Source organism: Megasphaera elsdenii DSM 20460 (genome assembly GCF_003010495.1).
GTDB classification, from domain to species: Bacteria; Bacillota; Negativicutes; order Veillonellales; family Megasphaeraceae; genus Megasphaera; species Megasphaera elsdenii.
Map to the genome: position 1 here is coordinate 601,778 of NZ_CP027570.1, position 26,104 is coordinate 627,881.

Genomic DNA, 26,104 nt, shown 5'->3' on the forward strand with positions numbered 1-26,104 from the left:
TCCTGCTTTTCTTTTTCTCGAAAAAAATTTTACATTTTCGTTCAAGTAGTATATAATAAAAAGTTTATATATCCATTATACAGGTTGCGATAGGAATTTGCAAATAAAAAAAACGGGCCGCCCTTTGGGACGGCCCCTACGAACTACTAACATTTATTTTCCGGCTACGAGGAGATCGGTCTTTCCTTCTACGCGGTCCATGGCTTTCTTTACGATAGCGGCCAGGCCTTGCATCTTGATTTCCGGGATGGAGCAGACGCCGAGGCGGACGCCCTGAGCCAGGGGGCCGGCAAAGACCAGGTCGTCTTCCAGGGCCTGGCAGACGGCAGCTGATTTCTGGGTCGGGATGGAAATGAAGAAGCCCCCTTTATAAGGCACATAAGAGAGACCGCAACGGTCGGCTTCATATGTAAAGATATCGGCACGGCGGAGCAGGCTCTTGGCGAAGGCCAGGCGTTCCAGATCGAGCTGGGCCATGAGGTCGCGGTCGCTGCGTATCCGGGTCAGGAGCGTCATGGCTGCGCGGTTGATGTTCGACCAGGCCGTGCGGGCGGAATATTTGCCCAGATTGGCAAATTCTTCGATGACAGCTTGGCTCGACGACAAGCCGACGAGGGCCCCAGCGCGCTGGCCGTACATCGTATAGCCTTTGGACATGCTGAAAGCAAACATGGTAAAGATATGTTCCGGAAGGCCTGCGAACTGGGTCATGAACGAGCGGACGCGGTTCTTTTCGCCGGCATAGGCAATATAGGCGATATCGACGAGGATACTGATGCGCTTGCCGTTCTTTTCATGAAGGCGGCAGACTTCGAGGACATCGGCCCATTCTGCATCGGACAGAGCAAAGCCCGTTGGGTTGTTGGCCGGCGTATTGAGGATGATGAGCAGCGAATCCTGGCGGTGCAGGATATGGGAAACAGCTGCCGAGAACGCGGCCGTATTGAAATGGCCCTGGTCATCCATCATCGAGAACGTATGCAGATCGCGGCCGATTTCCTGGCACAGGCAGTCATAGATGTTCCAGCGCCAGTCCGTCGTCAAGACGGCATCGCCGACTTCCGAATAGTTGGCAATGGCAATGTGGATGGCACCGGTGCCGCCTGACGTAGCTACGGCATCGACATAGCCGTCGGGCCGACAGCCTTCAAAGGTTTCATCGATGACGGCTTTCCGGTAGCCTTCCAGCCCCATGGGCGGCGCATAAGTGATGAAATCGCTCATCGGCAAAGAGCGGTATAACTGTTCGACGACAGGCAGACAAGCCAGTTTTTCATCTTCACCGGCATAACAGCCAACAGTCGCGTTGATAACTTTCTCTTCTCCATACCGCGCTGCCGCCTCCCGGGCTGCCGCTCCAGCGGCGAATACCACGTCACGTAAAGTCTTGCCTTCTCGGCTCGATGCTGCCATAATCGTCATAATGAAAAACCCCTCTCTGCATGTAGTGTTTACTCCGTGGACACTTGTTCTCCCCAAATGTCCTGACGTCCTACATTATAGCACTATGAAAAGAGTTTTTATATAGCGAAAAGCATAAAATACTGTATACACAAAAAGTATCTTGTATACAAAATTCAGTGTCCATGATTTTCCTGTCCCTGACTACCGTCATCGACATGGAACGTCGCCTGTTTGATGCCCTTCATCGCCAGGAGCTGACTGATGATTTCCGTCTCATCCATGTGATGGGCCGCCTTCAATTCGATGTCGATATCTGCCAAAGGCGCGTCATCATCATTATGCGAATGGAACGTTTTGATATGCATATGATGATCGTGGATGAACGTCGATAATTTCCGGGCCTGGCCGATATTGTTCTTCATGACTAGGTGCATGACATACTTCTTGTGGAAGCGCCCTTCCAGGCGGGCATCGAGGCGGACGAAGACCGTCAGGACCAGGAAAATCAGGGCCGTCGCCACACAGGCAATGGTGAGATAGCCTGCACCGACGACGAGGCCGATGGCCGAAACAGCCCAGAGGCCGGCAGCCGTCGTCAAGCCGCGGACGCTGCGGTCCTTCTGATTGGCCAGGATCGTACCGGCACCGATGAAACCGACACCGGATACGACTTGGGCCGCAATCCGTTCGGGGTCGGAATTGTTGTAGCCGAAGGTGAAATAGTAATCCATGGCGATGTTGATGGATATAATCATACACAAGCAGGAACCGACGCAGACCAGGGTATGCGTCCGAAGGCCGGCAGACTTGCTTTGGGCCTGCCGTTCATAACCGATGAGTCCGCCCAGGATAAGGGCTATAATCAGGCGGATGATGCTGTCTTCCGTAGAAATCATAATAGGCTCAACTTCTTTCAAAATATTTTTTACATCCGTTAAGAAAACGTTATAATGATATTATAGTATAGAGAGGAAGGAAAGAACAAGCAAAATGTTTTCTCCGCCTCAAAGAAAGAAGGTCATTCCCATGAACCGCTTCATTTATTTCGATAATCTGCGCAGTGCCGCCGTCGTATTGACGCTGGCCGCGTTATTGCTTCAGCCTTGGCACGCTTTCTATGAGGAAAGTGCGGTCATCGCCATTTCCATCGTCTTTTTCATCAGTGCCTACTTCGGAGCCTCGGCCCTGCGCATCCGCACGATATCCTTCTTCCTCAAGAATAAAGGGAAACGCCTGGGCTGGCCGGGCCTGGTCCTGCTGCTCCTGGGCATGGAGGAACAACTGGTGACTGCCAGCCTGCCGGTCACGTCATGGGTCCTGCCCTGGCTCTTCCTGCTCTTTGCCGGATTAGCCCTGGTCAAACAGCTCAACCATAACATCTTGCAGCATCGCATCGCCTCGAAGCCCTCCGTCCCGTTCCTGCTGGCTTTCATCGTCATCCTGGCAGCGGCCCTCTTCTTCTGCCAGGCCTGCCTGCCCCAGTCCCTGGCTATCCCCTATATCGCCCAAGTCCGTCCGGACTGGCTGGTCCTGTCTTTCTTCTCCTTTGGCTTAGGCGTCTATGCCTTCCGCCATCGCTGGTTCACGCCGTCCGGCTATCAGCCCAAGGGCAACGGGCTCCTGGGCTTTGCCATCATGGTCGGCGTCTACGCGGCCTGGATGCCCGGCAAAGGCGCGACGATCCTGACGGCGCTGACACCGACGTTATTGCTCATCGCTTCTGTCCTGGGCCTGTCGGCCTGCTTCCGCCAGCAGTTCAACGCGCATACGGCCTGGTCCCACACGCTGCACCGCATTTCCTACGGCCTGTTCTTCGTCAGCGAACCGATCATCATCCATTCGATGTGGTTCTTACAGCCTCTGGCCGTCGCCCTATGGCTGAAAATCGTCATTACGGCCCTCGTCCTGGCGATTTATGGCTACCTGCTCTGCCGCTATGCCCTGCTCCACATCCCATGCTTTAAAAGCAAGGGATAATGGTCCGAAATACTAGCCCCGGCAAGCCATCTGTGCTATGATAGATAGCAAGTTTGTTTCTTTACATTATGGATAAGGAGTGTGCCTACTTGGATACATTATTACAACTCATGGAATCGTATGGCTATATCGCTATGTTCGTGGCTATGGCATTGGAAAATGCCAATATCCCCATTCCCAGCGAAGTCGTACTCGGGTTCGCCGGTTTCCTCATTTCCCAGCAGATTTTTTCATTCTGGACGACCTTTGCCGTAGCCTGCATCGCCGGTGTCGTCGGCTCGATCATCAGCTACTGGCTCGGCTCTTACGGTGGCCGGCCGTTACTGTTAAAGTATGGCAAATACATCTTCTTCAATGAACGCAAATTCCGCATGGCCGAAGACCTGTTCAACAAGTACGGCGGCATCGCCGTCATTATCTGCCGCTGCCTGCCCGGCGTGCGCACGTTCATTTCCTTCCCGGCCGGCGTAGCCCGCTATCCTTTCTGGCGCTTCGTCATTTTCACCATCATCGGTACCATCCCCTGGACGCTGCTCCTCGTATGGGCCGGCTCTCTCTTGGGCAGCCATTGGCGCGACCTCATCCAGTACAACCACATCTTCCTCATGGCCGTCGCTGCCCTCTGTGTCGTCGCCGCCGTCGTATTCGTATGGCATAAACGCCGCCGGAGAAATGTAGCATGAAACAATGGTTCTTAAAAAATCGGTACGGCTTGACCGTCGCCTTAGTGGCAGCAATCATCTTGCTGCCATTTTTAGGTGCTGCGCCCCTCATGGACCCGGACGAACCGGTCTACGGCGAAACGGCGCGGGAAATGCTGTTGGCCGGGGATTGGCTGTCGCCGCGCATTTTCGGCCAATATTGGTACGATAAACCACCACTCTTCTACTGGCTTGAAATGCTGTCATACAGCTTCTTCGGCATTTCCGACATCTCGTCCCGCCTGCCCAGCGTCATCATGGCCCTGGCCACGACACTGTACGTCTATGTCCAGGGGAAAGAATTATTCAATAAACCCATCGCCTTCCTCTCAGCCCTGCTCCTGGTGACCAGTGCGGGCTTCATGTATATCGGCAAGGCCGCCGTCACCGACATGACCCTCATGTTCACCCTGACGGTGACGATGATTTCCTTTTACCGTAAAAAGTATTATATAGCCTATATTTTCTGCGGCCTGTCACTCCTGGCCAAAGGCCCCGTCGGCTATGCCTTCCCGGCCCTGATCATGCTCATCTACCTGGCCTGGACACGGCAGTGGACGCTCATGAAACACATGAAGATCCCCCAGGGCATCCTGCTGGCTTTTGCCGTCGGCCTGCCCTGGTACTTCCTGATGTATAAGGTCCACGGCGAAGTCTTCCTGGACACCTTCATCGGCTATCACAACATCACCCGCTTCGCCGCGCCGGAACATCCGGGCCAGAACAGTATTTTCTTCTTCATCCCCATCCTCTTCGCCGCTATGATGCCCTGGACAGCGGCCTTGTTCCCGACGCTCTGGCGACTGTTCAAAAAACGGGACCCCTTCCGGGATACGCTGCAGTACTGCCTGGTCTGGGCCGCGTTCATCTTCCTCTTCTTCTCCTTCTCCAAGACCCAGCTGGTCACGTACATTGCCCCCATGTTTCCGCCGACGGCTTACCTGCTGGGCTGGTACGGCTACCGCTGCTATATCGAACGAAAATTCTCACGGCCCCTGCTCCTGACCTTATATCTCCTGGGGCTGGCCGTCCTAGCCTGTAATGCCATCCCCCTCCACGAGGAAGCGTCCTTTTTCCGTCCGGCCATCCTCTGGGGTTCCTGCCTGCTGGCAGCGGCCTTGTTCCTGCCGGCGGTCTGCTTATGGCGCCATTATTATCGGGCCGCTTTCATCGCCGGCATCGTGACCATGACCGCTTTCTCCTGGGCCGTTTTCGGCTTCATCATTCCCCAGTTCAAAGACCATGTCACCTCCTATGACACGGCCCAGATCCTGCCGGACGTCTACGACGGCCATTCCATGCTCTATATCGAAAAGTTCCTGCGCCCGGGTATCTCCTATTACAGCGGTATGTACGGGCGCGAGTGGGACCCCGTCAAGGACCCGGACCTGGAAGCCTTATTACAGACAAAGGATAAGATTTTCCTCATCATGTCGAAATCGACGTTCCACAAACTGGCCAAGTCCCAACACTTGATCGACCGCTTCGGTATCGCCGCCGAAACGCCGACGCAGGTCATCCTCATCAATCATCCCTAGGAGGTATCCCATGAAACAGCGCACCTTCCTGGCCGTCATCTTCATGGCGGCTTTCCTCTTCCTGGCCGCCGGCATCTCCCAGCTGGCCGTCACCGACCCGGTCGAATCGAATTACGCCCTGACGGCTTTAGAAATGGTCCGCAGCGGCGACTGGCTCTCTCCGCAGATTTACGGCACCTACTGGTATGATAAGCCCATTTTCCTGTACTGGCTCCTGAGCCTGTCCTACAGTCTTTTAGGTACGACCGACCTGGCTGCCCGCCTGCCGGCCGTCCTCTTCGGCGCAGCTTCATGCACCCTGGCGGCCTGGTTCGCCCTGCGCCAGACAGGACGCCGCCTGACAGCCATCCTCTTCGCCGCCATGACAGGCACGTCCCTCATCGGCTGGTTCATCAGCCGTTCTGTCATCACCGATCAGCCCTTGTATTTCTTCAGTGGCGCTACCTTGTTCTTCGCCTACATCGGCCTGACCGAAGGAAAGAAAAGCTACGTCACGGCAGCTTATGTCATGGCAGCCGGCGCCGTCCTGACCAAAGGCCCGGTCGGCCTGGTCCTGCCCGGCCTGTTCCTGCTGCTCTTTATCGCCATCCAGCGCCGGTCCGATTATCTTAAAAGACTTTTCCCGCCAGTCGGCATCGTCCTCTTTCTCCTCCTCTGCCTGAGCTGGTACGGTCCCATGTACAACCGCCATGGCATGGACTTCATCGACGGCCTGCTGGGCTTCAACAACGTCGTCCGGGCCACCGTATCGGAACATCCCGAATACGATGTCTGGTATTATTATATCGTCCTCGTCCCGGTCAGCCTCCTGCCATGGACCGGTCCCTGCCTGTACGGCCTGTGGCGGCGGCGCAGCCATCACGATGAATACGTCTTCATGGCACTCTGGGCCTTGGGGACGATTTTGTTCTACAGCCTCATGGCGACGAAATACCCGACATACGCGTACATCGCCAACTGGCCCCTCTTATATCTCGGCGCCTGCACGATGCAGGACTGGCTCGACGAAGACGCCCGCTATGCCTGGCTGGCAGCCCTCATCCCGGCTTCCCTTTACGGCCTGCTCTTCGCTTCGCTGACGGCCTTTACGGGAAAAACTCCTTTTCCGGTCCCGAGCCTGCTCTTGTTGACTGTCTTCCTGATCATCATGGCCATCCTGACCTGGCTGGCCTGGTGGCAGAAAGCTTATCTGGCCCTGCCCTTTTTCCTCGTCACGGCGACAGCCGTCACTTACCTCATCGTGACCTTCCAGGTCTTGGTGCCCTTCTATCAGTACCGGTCGGCCCAGACCTTGACGAGCCTGGCCAATCAGGGCCCGGTCTATTTCTTTGAAGAATACCGCACGTCCTATCCCTATTATACGGGACAGCCGGCATACTGGACGGCACCGGCGGACTACGATGAAAGCGCCCGGCTCCAGCGCGATGCCGTCTGGGCCAAGAAACACGTCTACCCGACAGAGGCAGAAGCTCAGGTCTTGACCAGACTGACCCAGCATCAGTCCCTGACGATCGTCGTCCCGGAAGGGAAATATAAGGATTATAAAGCCTCGAAATTTTTCAATCTGACCCATGAAACCGGCCAATCCGGCCCATACCACGTTTTCAAGCCCATTCCTTAGGACAGGAGGATTTCCCATGGAAGAACTCATCCAAAAACTCTGCACCTATCATCGCCCAGGCGTCTTCAATCCCTGGTCCGAATACGACGAATCCTGTGACCTCGGTCCGGACGCCCCGGCCATCCGCTGCCAGCAGCTGCGTGACTACCTGGCGCCGCGCCTGTCCAAGGCCCGCATCGTCCTCGTCGCCGAAGCCGCTGGCTACCAGGGCTGCCGCTTCACAGGCATCCCCATCACCTGCGAACGCATGCTCCTGGACCAGCATAAACAGATAGGCTCCGCCATCATCCTGGGCCATCGCGGCCAGCGCACGAGCCGGCCCGACAGCCCTTACATGACCAGCCGGCCCCAGCGGGAAAAAGGCATGAATGAACCGACGGACACCTATGTCTGGGGTGCCGTTGTCGATAACGGCCTGGATCCGCGCGACGTCCTGTTATGGAACATCTTTCCCTTCCATCCTTATAAGGCTTCGCCTTTTTCCAACCGCACGCCGACGGACAGCGAGCTGGCCGAAGGCCTCGTATACGCCAAAGCCCTGCTGCAGTACTGCCGTCCCGATATCCGCCTGGCCGCCATCGGCAGGAAATCGGCAGAAACCCTGCAAAATGCCGGCTTCCCGGCCCTGGCCATGCGCCATCCGGCAAACGGTGGTGCCAGCCTCTTCCGGGAACAGTTCGCACGTTTTTCCCAATAATTCCTTTAAAAAATCGGTTAAATTTGATTTTTACATTAAATTTATCAGCGTTTTTACGAAAACATGCAAGAAAATCATTGCATCGACTTCACAAATTGTTTATAATCATAGGTACACCACAGTATATACGAGCCTTCTCTCTCATACAGTGACGGCTCGTTTTTGTATACCCAAAGGGGGATTACGTATGAATAAAGAAATGCGCGATCTGCCGAGCCCGCAGGGCCTGTACGATCCGTCATATGAACACGATGCCTGTGGCATCGGTATCGTTGCCAATATAAAAGGGAAGAAGTCCTACGGCATCATCGACGATGCCCTGACCATCCTGGAAAACCTCCGTCACCGCGGTGCCGAAGGGGCCGACGCCAACAGCGGCGACGGCGCCGGCATCCTGGTCCAGATTCCACACCAGTTCTTTAAACGCGAATGTGAAGTCCTGGGCTTTTCCCTGCCCGACGAAGGCGAATACGGCGTCGGCATGATTTTTGCCCACCGCTATGAAACGTTCCGCAAGAAACAGATGGAAGCCTTTGAAGACATCGTCCGCTCCGAAGGCCTGTCCATCCTCGGCTGGCGCGACGTCCCGGTCGATGAAAGCCTGATCGGCAATATCGCCAAACAGACGTGTCCCCATTTCCTGCAGGTCTTCATCCGCAAAGACCCGACCATGAAGACCCAAATGGACTTTGAACGGAAACTGTACGTCATCCGCAAACTGGCCGAAAAAGCCATCGTCCCGGAAAGCCAGAAGAACGGCACGGACTTCTACATCGCCAGCCTGTCGTCGAAGACCATCGTCTACAAGGGCATGCTGACGTCTATGCAGCTGCGCCACTTCTTCCTCGACCTGTCGGACCTGGATTTCGTCACATCCATGGCTCTCATCCATTCCCGTTTCAGTACCAATACCTTCCCCAGCTGGGCCCGGGCCCATCCGAACCGTTATATCGTCCACAATGGGGAAATCAACACTATCCAGGGCAATATCAACTGGCTCAACGCCCGTGAAGGCAAGTCGAAATCGGACTTCTTCCCGGATATGGAAAAAGTCTTCCCCGTCGTCGACGATACGGGCAGCGACTCGTCCATGTTCGACAACTGCCTGGAATACTTGTACATGACAGGCCACTCCCTGCCCCACGCCATGATGATGATGATTCCGGAACCTTGGGAACGGGATCCCCTCATGAGCGATGAAAAACGTGATTTCTACCGCTACCATAACTTCATGCTCGAACAGTGGGACGGCCCGGCAGCTATCGGCTTCTGCGACGGCACGGTCATCGGCGGCATGCTCGACCGCAACGGCCTGCGCCCGGCCCGCTACTATGTCACCCGCGACGACCGGGTCATCGTAAGTTCCGAAGTCGGCGTCGTCAACATCCCGCCGGAAGACGTCCTCTATAAAGGCCGCCTGGAACCGGGCAAGATGCTCCTCGTCGATACGAATAAACAGCGCATCATCGACGACGACGAAATCAAGCATGAAATCGCCACGGAACACCCCTACCATGAATGGTACAAAGAACATATCGTCAACCTCGACGATCTCATGACGGGCCAGAACATCGCCAACAGCGATGCCATCATCCCCTATGACCTGAAGGAACAGGAAAAGGTCTTCGGCTATACCCAGGAAGACATGGACAAAGTCATCCTGCCCATGGCCCGCGATGCCCAGCACGCCATCGACTCCATGGGCGTCGACGTACCTTTGGCCGTCCTCAACGACCGTCCGCAGCTCCTCTATGATTATTTCAAAGAAAACTTTGCCCAGGTCACCAACCCGGCTATCGACGGCGTCCGCGAAAAGACGGTCATGTCGTCGGCAGTCATGGCCGGCAACGTCGCCAACATCATGGAACCGAACGAAGCATCGACGGCAGCCTTATACCTCAAAGGACCGATCCTGACCAACGAACAGATGTCGGTCATCAAGTCCCTCATGACGCCGAAACTGCGTGCAGCCACGCTGTCCATGCTCTATCCCGTCAACAGCGGTGCCGAAGGCATGGAAACGGCCATCGAATCGCTGTGCATCGACGCCTTGAAGGCCATCAAGAACGGCGCCAACATCCTCGTCCTGTCCGACCGCGGCGTCAACTCCCGCATGGCCGCCATCCCGGCCCTCCTGGCCTCGGCAGCCCTGCACCATTACCTCATCGACAAGGCCGTCCGTTCCGACGTCGGCCTCATCCTGGAATCGGGCGAACCGCGCGAAGTCCATCACTTCTGCACCCTCATCGGCTACGGCATTACGGCCATCAACCCGTACATCGCCCTGGAATCGATCAAGGAACTCATTGCCAACAAGAAGCTCCAGAAAATCGATTATGAAACGGCCAAACAGAACTACATCGACGCCGCCGTCAAAGGCATCCTGGCCGTCATGTCCAAGATGGGCATTTCTACAGTCCACAGCTACCACGGCGCACAGATTTTTGAAGCCGTCGGCATCAAGCAGGACTTGATCGACAAATATTTCTGCAACACGCCGTCCCGCATCGAAGGCCTGGGCATTGCCGAAATCGCCAAAGAAAACGCCCTGCGCCACGAAGAAGCGTACAGCACAGGCGATAAATTGGAACGGGGCGACTTCTATCAGTACCATAAAGGCGGCCAGCCGCACATCATCGACCCGGAAACGGTCCAGCTCCTGCAGAAGGCCGTCCAGAACGACGACTATGCGACGTATAAGAAATACGCCGACCACGTCAACCGCCAGACTATCTTCCGCCTGCGCGACCTCTTGGATTTCGAATATCCTGCCGGCAGCAGCATCCCTATCGAAGAAGTCGAACCGGTCGACTCCATCGTCAAGCGCTTCCGCACTGGTGCCATGAGTTACGGCGCCCTCAGCAAGGAAGCCCATGAATGTGTCGCTACGGCCATGAATCGCTTAGGCGGCATGAGCAACACCGGTGAAGGCGGCGAAGACTCGGCCCGCTTCAATACGGAAACGAACGACCGCATCAAACAGGTCGCCTCGGCCCGTTTCGGCGTCACCAGCGATTACCTCATCCACGCCGACGAACTGCAGATTAAATGCTCGCAGGGGGCAAAACCGGGTGAAGGCGGCCATCTGCCGGGCAATAAAGTCTACCCGGACATCGCCAAGACCCGTCATGCTACGACCGGTGTCGCCCTCATTTCACCTCCGCCTCATCACGATATCTACTCCATCGAAGACCTGGCCGAACTTATCTTCGACCTCAAGAACGCCAACCGCAAGGCTACGATCGGCGTCAAATTGACGTCCGGCGCCGGCATCGGCACGATTGCAGCCGGTGTCGTCAAAGCAAAAGCCGACGACATCGTCGTCAGCGGCTATGACGGCGGGACCGGCGCTTCGCCGCGTACCAGCCTGCGCCATGCCGGCCTGCCCTGGGAAATCGGCCTGTCCGAAGTCCAGCAGACACTGCTCCTCAACCGCCTGCGCGACCGCGTCACCCTGGAAGTCGACGGCAAACTGCTCACCGGCCGCGACGTCGCCATCGCCGCCCTCTTCGGCGCTGAAGTCTTCGGTTTCGGTACGGCGCCGCTCCTGGCCATCGGCTGCCATATGCTGCGTGTCTGCCACCTCAACACCTGCCCGTACGGCGTCTGCACACAGGACGAAAAACTGCGCAAACGCTTCAAGGGCAAACCGGAATACATCATCAACTTCATGCGCTTCGTCGCACAGGACCTGCGGGAAATCATGGCCCGCCTGGGCTTCCATACCATCGACGAAATGGTCGGCCGCTACGATTGCCTGAAACAGCGCGATCACTTCGGCAACTGGAAAGCCAAGACGGTCAACCTGAAGAACCTCCTGTACCGTCCGTACACCGACGCTTCCGTCGGCCAGCACTTCACAACACCTCAGGACCACAAGATCAACACGACCCTGGATATGTCCAAACTGGTCCGCATGTGCCGTCCGGCCCTGGAAGAACAGAAACATATCCGCGCCCGCCTGCGCATCAAGAATACGGACCGCGTCACCGGGACCATCCTGGGCAGTGAAATCACCAAACGCTATGGCGAAAAAGGCCTGGCCGAAGACACGATCATCTTGTCCTTCGTCGGTTCGGCCGGCCAGAGTTTCGGCGCCTTCATCCCCCATGGCCTGACACTGACCCTGGAAGGCGATGCCAACGATTACCTCGGCAAAGGCCTGTCGGGTGGCAAGATCATCGTATCGCCGCCGCGGGAATCGGTCTTCCCGGCGGAAGACAACATCATCATCGGCAACGTCGCCTTCTACGGCGCGACCAGCGGCGAAGCTTACATCAACGGCACGGCCGGTGAACGCTTCTGCGTCCGCAACAGCGGCATCAGCGCCGTCGTCGAAGGCGTCGGCAACCACGGCTGCGAATACATGACCGGCGGCCGGGTCCTCATCCTCGGCCAGACAGGGCGCAACTTTGCTGCCGGCATGTCCGGCGGTATCGCCTACGTCTATGACCTGGATCCGAACAAATGCAATAAAGACCTGGTCAAACTGGAACCGCTCACGGATGACGATGAAAAAGCGGCCGTCAAGACGATGTTGGAAAAACACGTCAAATACACGGACAGCAACTTGGGCCATATCCTCTTAGAAAACTGGGACGACACCGTCACTCACCTGACCAAAGTCATCCCCGAAGCCTATGAAGAAATGGTCGCCCTCATCGCCCAGGCGGAAGCCGAAGGCCATACCGACCAAGAAGCACACATGATTGCATTCGAAAAGAAACACGGAAAGAACGGAAAGAAATAAAAAAAAGGCGCTGTCGCGATGCGACAGCGCCTTTTTAGTGGTTAGCAGCTAGTGACTAGGGGTTAGCGGATGGCCAAACCTTCGTGTGACATTCTTTTTAAATTGTTCGTTGTTCGGGATAAAGTGCAGGAATACAAAAGGCTCCCATACTAGGGGAGCTGGCCGCCAACGGCGGTCTGAGAGGTTCTTCTGGAGAGGTTACCGTCGGCCGCCTGGCCCCTGGCTGGTTCGCGTGCTCCACTCCTCTTGCCGAGAGTGCCATTTTCTGGCGTGCTGAAACTCGCTACGCTCAAACAAAGCAGCACGCCGGACGCAAATAGCACGCACGGCATCCTACACGGTCCATAATGACCGTGCAGGCCGAGGTCGTTCCCGCAATGTCACCAGCCAGGGGCCAGGCATCCGACTTGATTTGCTATACTAATAATAAATTGATATAAGGATTTTTCTGATATATAATTAATGAAACAACAAATTCTCTTTGAGTTTGCTGCTTCATTTTTGGGAGATAGTATTTAGAAAAAGAGGTGCTGGCCCGATGATTCCCATCGAGGAAACTGTCTTTTCCCGCAAACGGTGGATAGAAAGTAAAATGCTCGCCTATGGCTTTCATAAAGCAAACAAAACTTATATTCTTGAAAAACCATTTCTTGACGGAGATTTCAAAACCGTCCTTTCCGTTACCCCCAAAGGACAGGTGACGGGCAAGGTCATCGATTCGATGACCCAGGATGAGTACTATCAGCTGCGACAGGAAACGGCTACTGGGCCTTATGTGAACCGGGTCCGTTCTGCCTATCGCTCCCTGCTCACGGATATTGCAGATTCCTGCTGCAGCGACGTCCTGTTTGCTTCATCTCAGGCCAACCGGCTGACCCAGGCCATCTTGGACCATTTCCAGGTCAAACCGGATTTTCCCTGGGAACATTCCGCCCGGTATCAGTCATACGGAGCCTTTCGCCATAGGTCCAACCGGAAATGGTTTGCCCTCATCATGAATGTAACAAGAGATGTGCTGAATAAAGATGGAAACACGTCTCCCATCGATATCCTAAATGTAAAGATTTCCCCAGCACAGGGAGAAGAGCTACGGAAAACCCCCGGCATCTATCCCGCTTACCACATGAATCACAAGACATGGATTTCTGTGGTCCTGGATGAAACCTTAGCGGATGAAAAGATTGGGGAGCTCATCAACACCAGCTATCAGTTAACGACCACTTAGCCTGGTGGGATAAGCCCTTGCACCCCTCCTTTCCCTCGTGTATACTATAGGGACAAATAGGTAGCCGCAGGCAGAGGAGGTCTTAGTATGACAAAAACGCAGCATGGTATCATAGCTTGTGTCATCGGGGCGACATCATGGGGTTTCAATGGGGTCGTCAGCCAGTTCCTGCTTTCTCATTATACCGTAGAACCGTCGTGGCTGGCGTCGATACGCATGTGCCTGGCCGGCCTGTTCCTGACCCTCATGATTTGGCCGACAAAGAAGGCCGAAATACGTCTTATGCTTCATGACCCGATCAGCCTGCGCCAATTAATTCTTTTTGCCCTCTTCGGTCTTATTTTGAGCCAGTTTTCTTATTTATCAGCCATAAAGAACTCGAATGCCGGCACGGCGACGGTCTTGCAAACATTAAGTGTCGTTTTCATGTCTCTTTATTTAGCCGTCCGTTTTCACAAACGGCCCACAGCCAGGGAAATCATATCGGTCTTCCTGGCCTTTGGCGGCGTCTATCTAGCCGCAACAGATGGGACTCCATCGGCAATGGTCATTTCCCCTTTAGGACTGACTTGGGGGCTTATTGGCGCCGTTGCCTGTGTCACCTATCCCGTCTTGTCTCAAGGGCTGGCCGCGAATTGGGGCGCCGCTGTCGCCAACGGGTTAGGCATGATGATCGGCGGGCTGTTCCTGAGCGTATCTTGTCAGGTCTGGACACTCTGGCCTGTTTTGGACCTGACGGGCTGGCTGGCCGTCGCTTTTATCATCATCATCGGCACGGCCTTGTCCTTTACGGCTTTCGTCACAGGCATCAGCGAAATCGGACCGATGAAAGCGACGCTCCTGGGAACGCTGGAACCGGTCATCGCTTCCGTAGTTTCGGCTATCGCCTTGGGCACGACCTTCCATACGGTTGAACTCATCGGTTATGCCTGCATCATCGCGACGGTCTTCATCATCATCTTGCAGAAGAAACCAGCTATTTCGTAATACGTACTTTTCGTGTATAATAAGAGATGAACGACTAATGTTTTTTTCATCTTTGAAGAAAGGTGTGTTACTTATGATTATTGATGATGCTGGCGGCCTTGTCTTCCGCCCGCCTAGTGAAGCCCGCAGCTTCATTCTGCGCGTTACTATCGGCTGTTCTCACAATACTTGCCGTTTCTGCGATATGTACAAAGCTTCTAAGTTCCGCATCCGTCCCATGGAGGAAATCGAAGGGATCATCGAGCGCGGCGCTTATGCCATGCCCTTTATCCGCCGTATCTTTCTGGCCGATGGCGACGCCCTGGTCCTGCCAACGGACAAGCTCATCGCTATCATGAAGAAGTGCTACGAAAAATTCCCCAACCTGAACCGCATCGGCGCCTATGCGACGCCGGCCGACCTGGTCCGCAAGACCCCGGAAGAATTGAAACGTCTTCGCGAAGCCGGTCTGGCCATCGTCTACATGGGCATCGAAAGCGGCGACGATGACGTCCTGAAACTCGTCGATAAGGGGACGACAGCGGCCCTCACCATCGAAGCCGGGAAAAAAGCCCTGGCTGCCGGCATGAAACTGTCGACGATGATCCTCCTCGGCCTGGGCGGTCAGGAACGGACGAAAGAACACGCCCTGCATACGGCCCAAGTCGTATCGGCCATCAATCCGACCATGCTCAGCGCCTTGTCGCTCATCATTCCTCACGAAGTCCCGCTCTATCAGGATGTCGTCGAAGGGACGTTCACGCCCTTGACGGCACGGGGTTTCCTCAAGGAACTGGACATGATCCTGCGCCATACGGAAATGACCAAGCCCTGTATCTTCCGCAGCAACCACGTTTCCAATCTCCTGCCTGTCGGCGGCACCCTGCCGATGGACAAGGAAAAGATGCTGGCCGCCTTGGAACGCTACATCCCGCAAGTCGATGACACGCTGCCACTACTCAACGATAACGGCAATTTCTGATTTTTTGCTGGAGGTGTTGCCTCATGAAAAAACTCTGTCTCCTGCTCCTTCTCTGTTTCCTGTCGGTCACGACGGCCCTGGCTGACAGCCCGCGCTTCGATAACATGCGGACCGTCGTCATCGCCGATACGACCCAGGACAGCTATGCGGCCCGTTTCATGAAAAGCCGGCTGAAACAGCCCTTCCGCATCCCCTACTGGGACCGCATCGAAACGGATACCGCCCTGTCGCCGTCCGACGTCAATATCGATACGCTGCGCACCCTGGCGGCTCAGTATAAAGCCGACGTCGTCCTGGTCCCGGTCGTCCAGACCTGGTACTGGCGGCAGCACATGGCCGGATTCTGGCGCTATGATGACGACGAAATCATCACGGAATGTCTCTATCACCTGACGGTATATGCCTACGATAAGCGGAGCGATACTTTCAGGAGCTATAGCGACAAAGGCCGTGAAGTCGAATCGGCATCGATTCTGAACGACCCCAACGAAATCCTGACGGAATCGATGGACCGCATTATGAAGAAGCTGCCCTATAAGCGCATCCCGACGGACATCGAAGACATCGCTGCCGGTGGCACGACATTGCAGACCCGGACCACCGAAGGCGGAGCAAAAATCCTGACCAACACCTTCCCGCAGGCCATTTGAGGTTAGGGATTAGTGGCTCGTGGCTCGTAAAAAAAGAGGCTGTCGCACGTGCGACAGCCTCTTTTTTTACGAACTTTTATTGATCCATGTTGCCATTTCGTGCAGGCCGGCTTCGGCTTTTTCCATATCGAAGGGCTCACCAAAGACGCGGTTCCGCCCGGCAGCTTTGGCTTTATAGAGCAATTGGTCGGCCCGGGCGAACATCGTCCGCAAAGAAACAGCTCCTTCACAGTATCCCCAGGTATAACCGCCGCTGACGGTGGGATGGCGCTGCACGGCCTCGAAGGGCTGCTTACACAGCTGATTCTGGAAGATTTCGACATAATGCTGGAAGCCGTCATGGGGCATAAAGGAGATAATGAGAAATTCGTCGCCGCCATAGCGGTAGACGCCGGTATAGCCAAAGTGCTTTTGAAAGAGCCGGCTGACAACGGATAAAATCTCATCGCCCCGGATATGACCATAGGTATCATTGTAGAATTTGAATTGGTCGATATCACAGATCATGACGCAAAGGGCCTTGCCAAAATACTGTTCAAAATCTTCCCGCAGTGCTTCGCGGTTCAGAAGGCCCGTGAGCTCGTCGGTCCGGCTACGCTGATAGAACTCTTCATTGCGGGACCGGAGAGTCATGCGGACCTGAGCAAAAGATAAAGCCAGATGACGCCTGGAAAAGATGATGACCAGACAGACCAGGTAAAATAAGACGATATCATATTGATCCTGCCAGGGCACTTCATGCCCCGTCACATCGATGACAGCGAACGTCGTGACCAGATTGACGGCGATGATGGGAATCAAGACCTTGATATTATCATAAATAGGCAGTAAATAGACCAGGATGAGTATGAGCAGGTATTCAAAGAAGAAACTGCTCCCGTTCTGGGTCGTAAAAAAGGAAAGACACGCCAGCGACGAATCGATGAGCAAAAAAACGTAGACCAAGTCATCTAACAGTTCCTCATCTTTTACGACTTCCCGAAGACATTGATAGAAACAGGCCAAAAAGACGAGATTGATGCCAAAAATCACCAAATAGACAGTCGTCGAATTAATAGTCGTCAAAACGGCGCCTACTGCCCTTGGCGCATAGGTTCCAACAAAACCGGTCATGGAAATGATACACAATAAACAGGCAACAAAGCTGCAAGCATAGAGATTATCCCGGATTTTCCGTTTTTTAAATTCCGGGTCCGATAAAATAGCCTGGATATCTTGAAAATCCCCTAGCGTCCTTTGGAACAGCTGCTGGATATATTTTTGTAAATATATGATAAATTTCATGCAAAAGCCCCCAATTGTATATACTTATCGTATCAAAACAAATGGGGGCTTGCAAGGGCTCATGTAATGAACTTAATGATTTCCTGGTACCGCTTCGATAAGGGGCTTCGCTTCAGCAGCCCGTTCCTTGGCTTCATGGGCTTCCATGTGACGGGCAAAGATACCCGCCAGGATAGAGCCGGTTACCTGATGGATAGCGGCACCGACAGCGGCAGGAATGGCGACGGCAGGCGCAAAGAAGACCGAAACCAGCGAAATGGCCAGGGCGTCGTTCTGCATGCCGACTTCCAGTGTAACCGAATGTTGCTGCTTTTTCCCTAAGCCCAATTTCCCCGTAACAAAATAACCGATGAGGAAACCACCGAGATTGTGCAGGAGGACCATGAGAATGATAAAGATGCCCATGTCCAGGATCTTAGCCCCATTGATGGCAATAACGCCGCCGACGATGACCAGGACACCAAAAGCGGATACGAGGACCAGTACCTTCGACAGGGAGGCAATATGCTTTTCCCCCATCAGGCGGTGCGTCAACAAGCCGAGGACCAGGGGAACCAGGATGACTTTCATGACCGTCATGGCCATAGCCATAAAGGAAACTTCGACCCACTGGCCGGCCAGGCCCCAGACGATGAAAGGCATCATAATGGGCGCCAACAACGTCGAACAAGTCGTAATGGAAACGGACAAGGGGACATCCGCCTTGGCCAGGAACCCCATGACGTTCGACGCCGTCCCACTGGGACAAGAACCGAGGAGGATCATGCCGACGGCGATTTCCGGCGGCATTTCAAAAGCCAGGACCAGGGCATACGCCAGCAGCGGCATAATCGTATAATGAGCCGTACAGCCGATGAGGACTTCCTTCGGCCGCTGGACGATCAACTTGAAATCCCGGGCGTGGAGCGTCATGCCCATACCGAACATGATGACGCCTAGCAACAAGACCGTATGCGGAACGGCCCAGAGAAAGGCATTGGGCATGAAATACGCCCAGATGACGACGAGAAAGACGATATACGTCAAATTTTTCCCAACAAAACCGCTTAACTTTCCAATGAAATCCATCATAGTCATGCACATCCTTTCCAAAATAAGACCTGATAAATACAAATACGCAAACGGTTTTGATGGAGCAAAAAAAAACTTTGCCTCTAAAAAGAGACAAAGTATTCACTCTGCGGTACCACTCTCATTGTCGTAACGACCACTTTTCCAGCATCTCCGGGACAGCCCATGTAATGCCTGGCAAGGTAACGGTTGCCTGCCGGCTGCGTCTACTAACAAAATGCGTTCGGGCAGCAGCTCCTGGACGACTTCACGCCGGGATCCCATCCTGCCTCTCAGCCACCAGCAGGTCTCTGTCATAGTTTCCCAAACCTTACTACTTCCATTCAACACTGTTTTGTATTTGTTGGTGCTTATTATATCGCGTCACCTCTGAATTGTCAATAAGATTTTAGGTTCGTTATACGTTACACCGATTAAGTTAAAGGTTTAATCTTAAAATTTTACAATATTTCATGGACTCGTTTTTGTAATTCCGGCACGACGTCGGCCTCGAACCAGGGATTCCTGGCCTGCCAGCGGAAGTTGAGCGGACTGGGATGGACGATGGGAAAATAGTCCGGCAGATAGGCCTGATAATTCCGCACGGTTTCCGTCAAATTGCGCTCTTTCCGGCCTTTTAGATAATAGTCGATGGCGTACTTGCCGACGAGGATAGTAAGTTTCAGGTCCGGCATGAGCTGCAGAATTTCACGATGGTATTCCTGGGCGATGAACCGTCTCGGCGGTTTGTCGCCCGTTTTGGCTTTGCCGGGATAGTAGAAATCCATGGGCATGATGGAGATGGCCGGCGAATAGAAAATCTGACTGTCGATGCCCATCCAGGTCATCAGCTTTTCGCCGGATTTATCATGGAAAGGAATACCCGATTCTTCGACCTTTTTGCCCGGAGCCTGGCCGATAATCAGGATTTTCGCTTCCTCGTGAATCTGAAAAATCGGACCGATACCGCGGGCCGTATACGCCGCGTTCCGTTCGTCCGTTTTTAATTGATCAATGATCTCCTGCAAATGCATAAAACGCCTCCTAAAGGGTAAAAAGCTTACCATAATACACGAATAGGCTGTGGTCAATCATCACAACGGGCCGTCCTGGCCGGGACGGCCCCTACGCAGGCGGCATATAGCCGCATTATTTTTCATCGCCTATATGCGATGCCATAGGGGACGCCCAAAGGGCGTCCCGCTTGATACACGGATAGGCTGTGGTGGAATATCACAGCGGGCCGCCCTGGCCGGGACGGCCCCTACGCAGGCGGCATATAGCCGCATTATTTTTCATCGCCTGTATGCGATTTCGTAGGGGACGCCCAAAGGGCGTCCCGCGTGCAATCCTGTAAATGGCCAAAGCATGTATGATGAGGGGGCACATAATCGCAATACCCTCATCATACGATTAAATGATAGTATATGATAGGTATGAACAGGGCCGGCAGGAAGTCGGCTACTTTCAATTTCGTCAGCTGGAACATGTTGAGAGCGATGCCCAGAATCATGACGCTGCCGACGGCATTGAGTTCACGGACGACATCCGGTGTCATGAGGGGCATGACGAAGGTCGCCAAGAGGTAGAAAAATCCCTGATAGAGGAAGAGGACGATGCCGACGGGGACGACGCCTAAGCCATAAAGAGTCCCGAAAATAAAGGACGATGTAAAATCGAGGGCGCTCTTGAAATACAAAAGGTCGTTACTTCCCAGCGCTGCCTGGACTGGACCGATAATGGCCATGGCGCCGATGACCTGCATGATGGATAAGGTGACGAAGCCCCGGACGAAGCGCGAGTCATCTCCGCGGCCCATTCGTTTCTTGAGAAATTCGCCGAAGCGGTTCATGCCATCTTCGATGCCGATGAGCGTCCCGACGAGGGTCCCGATGACCATGCTGGCCAGGACCAGGAGCAGGTTCTGACTCTGGACGGCCCCTTGTATCCCCATGATGGCCACACACAGCGAAATGACGCCAAAAATAGCTTTGGTAAAGCGCTCCGGTATGCCGCGCTTCAAAAAAAATCCCAGTAACGCTCCCAAAGAAGACGTCACGGCATTGACGATGACAGCAAACATGTAAATTTCCTCCTGACAAGTGAATTTATATTTATTATAGCAGAAAAAAGGGCTTGCCGCATGTGCGACAAGCCCTTTTTGAGTTTGAAGTTTGAAGTTGAAAGTTTGATGTGGATAATCGAATTTAATGGGCTGCTGTGGGTGATACGGCAGCGGCTTTCTGGTCGGCTTCGTAGTTAGAATCAAAGCGTTTGTTCAGATAGTTGACGTAAAGATAAGCCAGGACGGCGCCGGAAATGTTATGCCATGCACTGAAGACAGCCCCGGGGACACCAGCCATGGGCAGCGAGGCAAAGTGAGCTTTTGCCAGGCCCGTAGCCAAACCGGAGTTCTGCATGCCGACTTCGATGGACAAGGCGACCATTTTCTTCCAGCTCATGCCGCAGAGATGGCCGATGAAGAATCCCAGGGCATAGCCCAGGCAGTTGTGCAGGATGACGACCAGCAGGATGATACCCGAACTGTTGAGGATAGCATCGCGGCTGGCGCCGATGATGCCGGCAATGAGGAAGGAAATAGCCAGAGACGAAACGGCCGGCAAGTAGTCCGTCGCCGTATCAGCCAGCTTCGGCAGGAAGCTCTTGACGACGAGGCCCAGGGCAATGGGGACAATGACGATCTGCAAGATAGATAAGAACATGCCCACAGGGTCAAAAGAAATACGCTGACCGATGATAAGGTACGTCAAGAGCGGCGTCATGATCGGCGAAATGAGCGTCGACACACTGGTCATCGTAACCGACAGGGGGACATCTCCTTTACTCATGAAGGTGATGACATTGGACGACGTACCGCCCGGGCAGGTGCCGACGAGGACGACGCCGACGGTCAGCGCCGGGTCGAGATGGAACAGCGTCGAAAGGACGTACGCCAGGAAAGGCATAACGAGATACTGGGCACAGGCGCCAAAAAAGACATCTTTCGGCCGCTTGAGGACCAAGGCGAAATCGTGGACGCTCATGGTCATGCCCATACCGAACATGATGATGCCGAGAAGGACAGAGAGGACGGAAACACCGCCGACTTTTCCGAGGACCCAGGAAAAGCTCGTCGGCAGGGTCATGCCGATGATGAGGAAGATGACGGCGAGGACGCCGAAATATTTGCCGATGAGGGCACAGACTTTTTTCATAATGAATACCTCTTTTAACACAGTATGTTTATAAATGCAGAAAAAGAAACCTCCTGCCCCAGAAGGGAATTCTCCGAAGTTCCGAAGAAGCCCTGCCGGGGCAAGAGGTGAAATCAAAGACGGTTTATTTCATGACAGCGCCAGTGTTGGCAGACGTGACGAGTTTGGCGTAGCGGGACAGATAGCCTGTCTTGACTTTCGGTTCCGGCTGTTTCCATTCAGCCTTGCGTTTTGCCAATTCTTCGTCGCTGACTTCCAATTCCAGCTTACGATTGGGGATATCGATGGAGATAGTATCCCCGTCGTGTACCAGGGCCAGCGGACCGCCTTCCATGGCTTCCGGCGAGATATGGCCGATGCAGGCGCCACGGCTGGCACCGCTGAAGCGGCCGTCTGTCAGGAGAGCGACTTTCAAGCCCATACCGGTGATGACAGCTGTCGGGTTTAGCATTTCGCGCATGCCCGGACCGCCTTTCGGGCCTTCGTAGCGGATGACGACGACGTGGCCTTCTTTGATTTCACCGCCGATGATAGCGGCAATAGCAGCTTCTTCCGAATCATAGCATTTAGCCGTGCCCTTGTAGACCAAAAGGTCCGGTTCGACGGCACTTTCTTTGATGACCGAACCGAGGGGAGCCAGGTTGCCTTTGAGGACGGCAATGCCACCTTTATGCATATAAGCATCTTCGACGGAATGAATGACTTCGTGGTTGAGGATCTTCGCGTCTTTGATGCGGTCGCCGACCGTACCGGTAATGGTCTGGGCATCGGTATGGATGAGGCCTAATTTAGAGACTTCTTTCATGACGGCGCAGATGCCGCCGGCTTCATCGAGGTCCTGCATATGGTAGGTGCCGCCAGGGCTCATCTTGCAGATATAGGCGGCCTTACGGCTGATTTCGTCAAATTCGTCGAGCGAGAGGTCGACGCCGGCTTCATGGGCAATAGCCGGTAAATGAAGGGCCGTATTGGTCGAACCACCGATAGCCATGTCAACGGCAATGGCATTTTCAAAAGCTTCGAGAGTCATGATGTCGCGCGGTTTGATATCCTTGCGGACCAAATCCATGACGACCTGGCCGGCTTTCTTAGCCAGCATGCGGCGCAAGCCCGTGTAGGCAGCCGGAATGGTGCCGTTGCCGGGAAGGCCCATGCCGAGGACTTCGGTCATACAGTTCATGGTGTTGGCCGTGAACAGACCGGAGCAGGAACCGCAGCCCGGGCAGGCCTGAAATTCCATCTGGTGCATTTCTTCCGGCGTCATCTGGCCCGATTCCACTTTACCAGCGGCTTCGAACATGGTGCTGACGCTGATGTTCTTGCCGTTGTGGCGGCCGGCGAGCATAGGACCGCCACTGACGACGACGGTCGGGATATTGAGACGGCCGGCAGCCATGAGCATGGCCGGTACGATTTTATCGCAGTTCGGGATGAGGACCAGGCCGTCGAAAGCATGAGCTGTGGCAACGGCTTCGATGGAGTCGCAGATCAGTTCGCGGCTCGAAAGGGAGAAGCTCATGCCGCGATGCCCCATGGCGATGCCGTCGCAGACGCCGATGGACGGAAATTCAATCGGTGTACCGCCGGCAGCGGCTACGCCGAGTTTGACAGCTTCGGCAATATCGCGTAAATGGATATGGCCGGGAATGATTTCATTGAAGGCATTGCAGATGCCGATCAACGGCTTCTGTAAATCTTCGTCACTATAGCCCATAGCGTGGAACAAAGTACGATGGGCGGTTCGGGTAACGCCCTTTTTAACAACATCACTGCGCATGGTATTCATCCTTTCTCTTACATATCTTTAACAGCTTCTTCGCCGCGAGACAGGGAAATCTGGCCGGTCCGGGCAATTTCAATAATATCATAATCTTTCAGCATTTCCAGAAGGGCCTCGATATGGTCTTCCCGGCCCGTCAGGCGCAGGACCAGGGAACGGCGCTGGACGTCGACAATCTTGGCGTTGAACAGCTGAGCGATATTTGTCAATTCTTCGCGGGTCTGGGGCGTCGGGCTCTTGACTTTGATCATGGCCAGTTCGTAGCTGACGAAAGGCGCGTCGTCGAGATTGACGACTTTGATGACGTCGATGAGCTTGGCCAGCTGGTTGACAGCCTGGTCGAGTTCCCAGCGGTTTTCGACGGAAACGACGATATTGATCCGCGTGACGTCGGCTTCTTCAGTATAGCCGGCGTTGATACATTCAATATTGATGGCTCTGCGGCTGATCAGGCCGGATACGTGGGTCAGTACGCCCGGTTTGTTGTCGCAGAGAATGGCGATATGTTGTCTCATCATTTCCCTTCACCTCCCAACACCATCTGGTCCAGGCGCTTACCGCCGGGAACCATGGGATAGACATTTTCATCGGCCGGAATGAAGACATCGAGCAGTGCCGGACCTTCTGTCTGGAACAAGTTTTCTACGGCTTTGGCCAGGTCTTCCGGCTTATGGACGGCTGTCCCGGGGACCCCCATGGATGCCGATACGGCCGTCAAATCGGGATTATCGTTGATGACGGATTCGGCACAGTGGCCGTTGTAGAACATGCGCTGCCACTGATTGACCATGCCCAGGACATTGTTGTGGAGGACGATGGTCTTGACATCGACGCCATATTTATGGAGGGTTGCAAATTCCTGGCAGTTCATCATGATACTGCCATCACCAGTGAATAAGACGACTTTCGACTTGGGACAGCCTAATTTAGCTCCCATAGCAGCCGGCAGGCCATAGCCCATGGTGCCTAAGCCGCCAGAGGTGACGAAGCGGCGGGGCTTGTTCAGGTCAAAGAACTGAGCCGCCCACATCTGGTGCTGGCCGACGTCGGTGACGACAATCGTGTCATCATCAGTCCATTTCTGGACTTCTTCAAAGAGCTTCTGCGGCGAAACGGCATCGGCAAGGTCCCGCGTGGCGAAGGGATGAGCGGCCTTCATATCGAGGACGAAAATCCGCCATGCTTCGTAGCGGTCAGCCAGGTGCGTTTCATGGGCCGCCAGCTTTTCGTCGAGGAGCGGCAGGGACCAGCGGAGGTCACCGTTGACGCTGATGTCAGCGTGGACAATCTTGTTGATTTCTACTTTATCGATATCGAAGTGAACGATCTGCGCGTTCGGTGCGAAATTTTCGACGTCGCCTGTGACACGGTCGTCGAAACGGGCGCCGATAGCGACTAAGAGGTCGCATTTGGTAACAGCCATGTTGGCCGCATAGGAGCCGTGCATGCCGACCATGCCCAAGTGGGCGTCATACGTGTCGGGGACGCAGCCCTTGCCCATGAGCGTCGTCACGACAGGGACATGCATTTGCTGGACAATGTGTTTCAACCGATCCGACATGTTGGAAAGGACGACGCCGCCACCGGTAAGGATGACCGGGCGCTTGGCCTTTTCAATGGCTTCGACAGCGCGGTCGACATCGGCTTCACGGCCGACGTGACAACCTTGATAGCCGCGCAGATGAACTTCTTCGGGATATTCAAATTCAAAAGGTGTATCGAATACATCCTTGGCAATATCGACAAGGACCGGCCCGGGCCGGCCTGTAGTTGCGATGTAAAAGGCTTCTTTCAAGACCCGGGGCAATTCCTTGACGTTCTTTACTAAATAGTTGTGTTTCGTAATCGGTGTGGTAATACCGGAAATATCAGCTTCCTGGAAGGAGTCGCGCCCGATGAGAGGCGTAGCCACCTGGCCGCTGATGACGACGAGAGGAATGGAATCCATGTTGGCCGTGGCAATGCCGGTAACCATGTTGCAGACGCCAGGTCCGGACGTAGCAAAGCAGACACCGGGCTTACCCGTGGCACGGGCATAGCCGTCAGCGGCGTGGACAGCTCCCTGTTCGTGTCCTGTCAGGATATGGGGAAATTTGGCTTTATATAATTCATCATATAACGTCAGGACAGCCCCGCCGGGATAGCCGAAGACGACTTGTACCTGTTCACGTTTCAAGCATTCGATCACTGCTTGTGCTCCGGTCATTTTCATCTCATTCACCTCATCATAAAACATAACGCATACTTACAAAGAAGCTATTCTT

Annotated in this window: 20 protein-coding genes and 1 other annotated feature; of the genes, 10 read left to right on the plus strand and 10 right to left on the minus strand. The window is 54.4% G+C overall.

The window, feature by feature from the left end; all coding sequences use genetic code 11:
* Positions 1 to 153: 153 nt before the first annotated feature.
* Positions 154 to 1,422 carry a pyridoxal phosphate-dependent aminotransferase gene (locus C6362_RS02895; RefSeq protein WP_014015265.1) on the minus strand — a complete coding sequence of 423 codons (1,269 nt, stop codon included), beginning with the start codon at positions 1,420 to 1,422 and terminating at the stop codon, positions 154 to 156.
* Between the two features lie 155 nt (positions 1,423 to 1,577).
* The gene (locus tag C6362_RS02900) at positions 1,578 to 2,300 is read right to left on the minus strand and encodes an MgtC/SapB family protein (RefSeq protein ID WP_014015266.1); all 723 of its coding nucleotides are present in this window, start codon (positions 2,298 to 2,300) and stop codon (positions 1,578 to 1,580) included.
* Positions 2,301 to 2,430: 130 nt separating this feature from the next.
* Between C6362_RS02900 and C6362_RS02905 the strand changes: the two genes are divergently transcribed.
* From C6362_RS02905 to C6362_RS02950, 10 genes are all read left to right on the plus strand, one after another.
* Positions 2,431 to 3,381 (plus strand): hypothetical protein, encoded by a 951-nt coding sequence (locus tag C6362_RS02905; protein WP_014015267.1) that lies wholly within the window; start codon positions 2,431 to 2,433, stop codon positions 3,379 to 3,381.
* Positions 3,382 to 3,470: 89 nt separating this feature from the next.
* Positions 3,471 to 4,064, plus strand: coding sequence for a DedA family protein (locus C6362_RS02910; protein ID WP_014015268.1), 594 nt, complete (start codon positions 3,471 to 3,473; stop codon positions 4,062 to 4,064).
* Positions 4,061 to 5,620 carry an ArnT family glycosyltransferase gene (locus C6362_RS02915; RefSeq protein ID WP_014015269.1) on the plus strand — a complete coding sequence of 520 codons (1,560 nt, stop codon included), beginning with the start codon at positions 4,061 to 4,063 and terminating at the stop codon, positions 5,618 to 5,620. Before C6362_RS02910 ends, C6362_RS02915 begins: the two co-directional genes overlap by 4 nt.
* Before the next feature lie 10 nt (positions 5,621 to 5,630).
* Positions 5,631 to 7,241, plus strand: coding sequence for an ArnT family glycosyltransferase (locus C6362_RS02920; protein ID WP_014015270.1), 1,611 nt, complete (start codon positions 5,631 to 5,633; stop codon positions 7,239 to 7,241).
* 16 nt (positions 7,242 to 7,257) lie between these two features.
* Positions 7,258 to 7,938, plus strand: coding sequence for a uracil-DNA glycosylase (locus tag C6362_RS02925; RefSeq protein WP_014015271.1), 681 nt, complete (start codon positions 7,258 to 7,260; stop codon positions 7,936 to 7,938).
* A 187-nt stretch (positions 7,939 to 8,125) separates the two neighbouring features.
* Positions 8,126 to 12,688 carry a glutamate synthase large subunit gene (gene gltB / locus C6362_RS02930; RefSeq protein ID WP_014015272.1) on the plus strand — a complete coding sequence of 1,521 codons (4,563 nt, stop codon included), beginning with the start codon at positions 8,126 to 8,128 and terminating at the stop codon, positions 12,686 to 12,688.
* Between the two features lie 538 nt (positions 12,689 to 13,226).
* Entirely contained in the window at positions 13,227 to 13,913 is a 687-nt protein-coding gene (locus C6362_RS02935) for an MmcQ/YjbR family DNA-binding protein (protein ID WP_014015273.1), read from the plus strand.
* An 87-nt stretch (positions 13,914 to 14,000) separates the two neighbouring features.
* On the plus strand, positions 14,001 to 14,900 hold the full coding sequence (locus C6362_RS02940) for a DMT family transporter (protein WP_014015274.1): 900 nt from the start codon (positions 14,001 to 14,003) through the stop codon (positions 14,898 to 14,900).
* A 73-nt stretch (positions 14,901 to 14,973) separates the two neighbouring features.
* Positions 14,974 to 15,861, plus strand: coding sequence for a radical SAM protein (locus C6362_RS02945; protein WP_014015275.1), 888 nt, complete (start codon positions 14,974 to 14,976; stop codon positions 15,859 to 15,861).
* A 23-nt stretch (positions 15,862 to 15,884) separates the two neighbouring features.
* Entirely contained in the window at positions 15,885 to 16,511 is a 627-nt protein-coding gene (locus tag C6362_RS02950) for a hypothetical protein (protein WP_014015276.1), read from the plus strand.
* Between the two features lie 66 nt (positions 16,512 to 16,577).
* On the opposite strand, the gene C6362_RS12270 is transcribed toward C6362_RS02950, so the two are convergent.
* From C6362_RS12270 to ilvB, 8 genes are all read right to left on the minus strand, one after another.
* Positions 16,578 to 17,795, minus strand: coding sequence for a GGDEF domain-containing protein (locus C6362_RS12270; RefSeq protein WP_014015277.1), 1,218 nt, complete (start codon positions 17,793 to 17,795; stop codon positions 16,578 to 16,580).
* A gap of 72 nt (positions 17,796 to 17,867) precedes the next feature.
* Positions 17,868 to 18,866, minus strand: coding sequence for a bile acid:sodium symporter family protein (locus C6362_RS02960; protein WP_022497949.1), 999 nt, complete (start codon positions 18,864 to 18,866; stop codon positions 17,868 to 17,870).
* Between the two features lie 86 nt (positions 18,867 to 18,952).
* Positions 18,953 to 19,202: a binding site (T-box leader), on the minus strand.
* Between the two features lie 104 nt (positions 19,203 to 19,306).
* A complete protein-coding gene (locus C6362_RS02965; protein ID WP_014015279.1) occupies positions 19,307 to 19,879 on the minus strand; it encodes a uracil-DNA glycosylase family protein in 573 nt (190 codons plus the stop codon).
* Between the two features lie 371 nt (positions 19,880 to 20,250).
* Positions 20,251 to 20,928 carry a DUF554 domain-containing protein gene (locus C6362_RS02970; RefSeq protein WP_014015280.1) on the minus strand — a complete coding sequence of 226 codons (678 nt, stop codon included), beginning with the start codon at positions 20,926 to 20,928 and terminating at the stop codon, positions 20,251 to 20,253.
* Positions 20,929 to 21,052: 124 nt separating this feature from the next.
* Positions 21,053 to 22,060: a bile acid:sodium symporter family protein gene (locus C6362_RS02975; protein WP_014015281.1), complete on the minus strand. Its 1,008-nt coding sequence runs from the start codon at positions 22,058 to 22,060 to the stop codon at positions 21,053 to 21,055.
* Between the two features lie 124 nt (positions 22,061 to 22,184).
* Complete coding sequence (gene ilvD, locus C6362_RS02980; RefSeq protein ID WP_014015282.1) at positions 22,185 to 23,837, minus strand: dihydroxy-acid dehydratase; 1,653 nt, start codon at positions 23,835 to 23,837, stop codon at positions 22,185 to 22,187.
* A 17-nt stretch (positions 23,838 to 23,854) separates the two neighbouring features.
* Entirely contained in the window at positions 23,855 to 24,358 is a 504-nt protein-coding gene (gene ilvN / locus C6362_RS02985) for an acetolactate synthase small subunit (protein WP_014015283.1), read from the minus strand.
* The gene (gene ilvB / locus C6362_RS02990) at positions 24,355 to 26,052 is read right to left on the minus strand and encodes a biosynthetic-type acetolactate synthase large subunit (RefSeq protein WP_014015284.1); all 1,698 of its coding nucleotides are present in this window, start codon (positions 26,050 to 26,052) and stop codon (positions 24,355 to 24,357) included. Before ilvB ends, ilvN begins: the two co-directional genes overlap by 4 nt.
* Positions 26,053 to 26,104 lie beyond the last annotated feature (52 nt).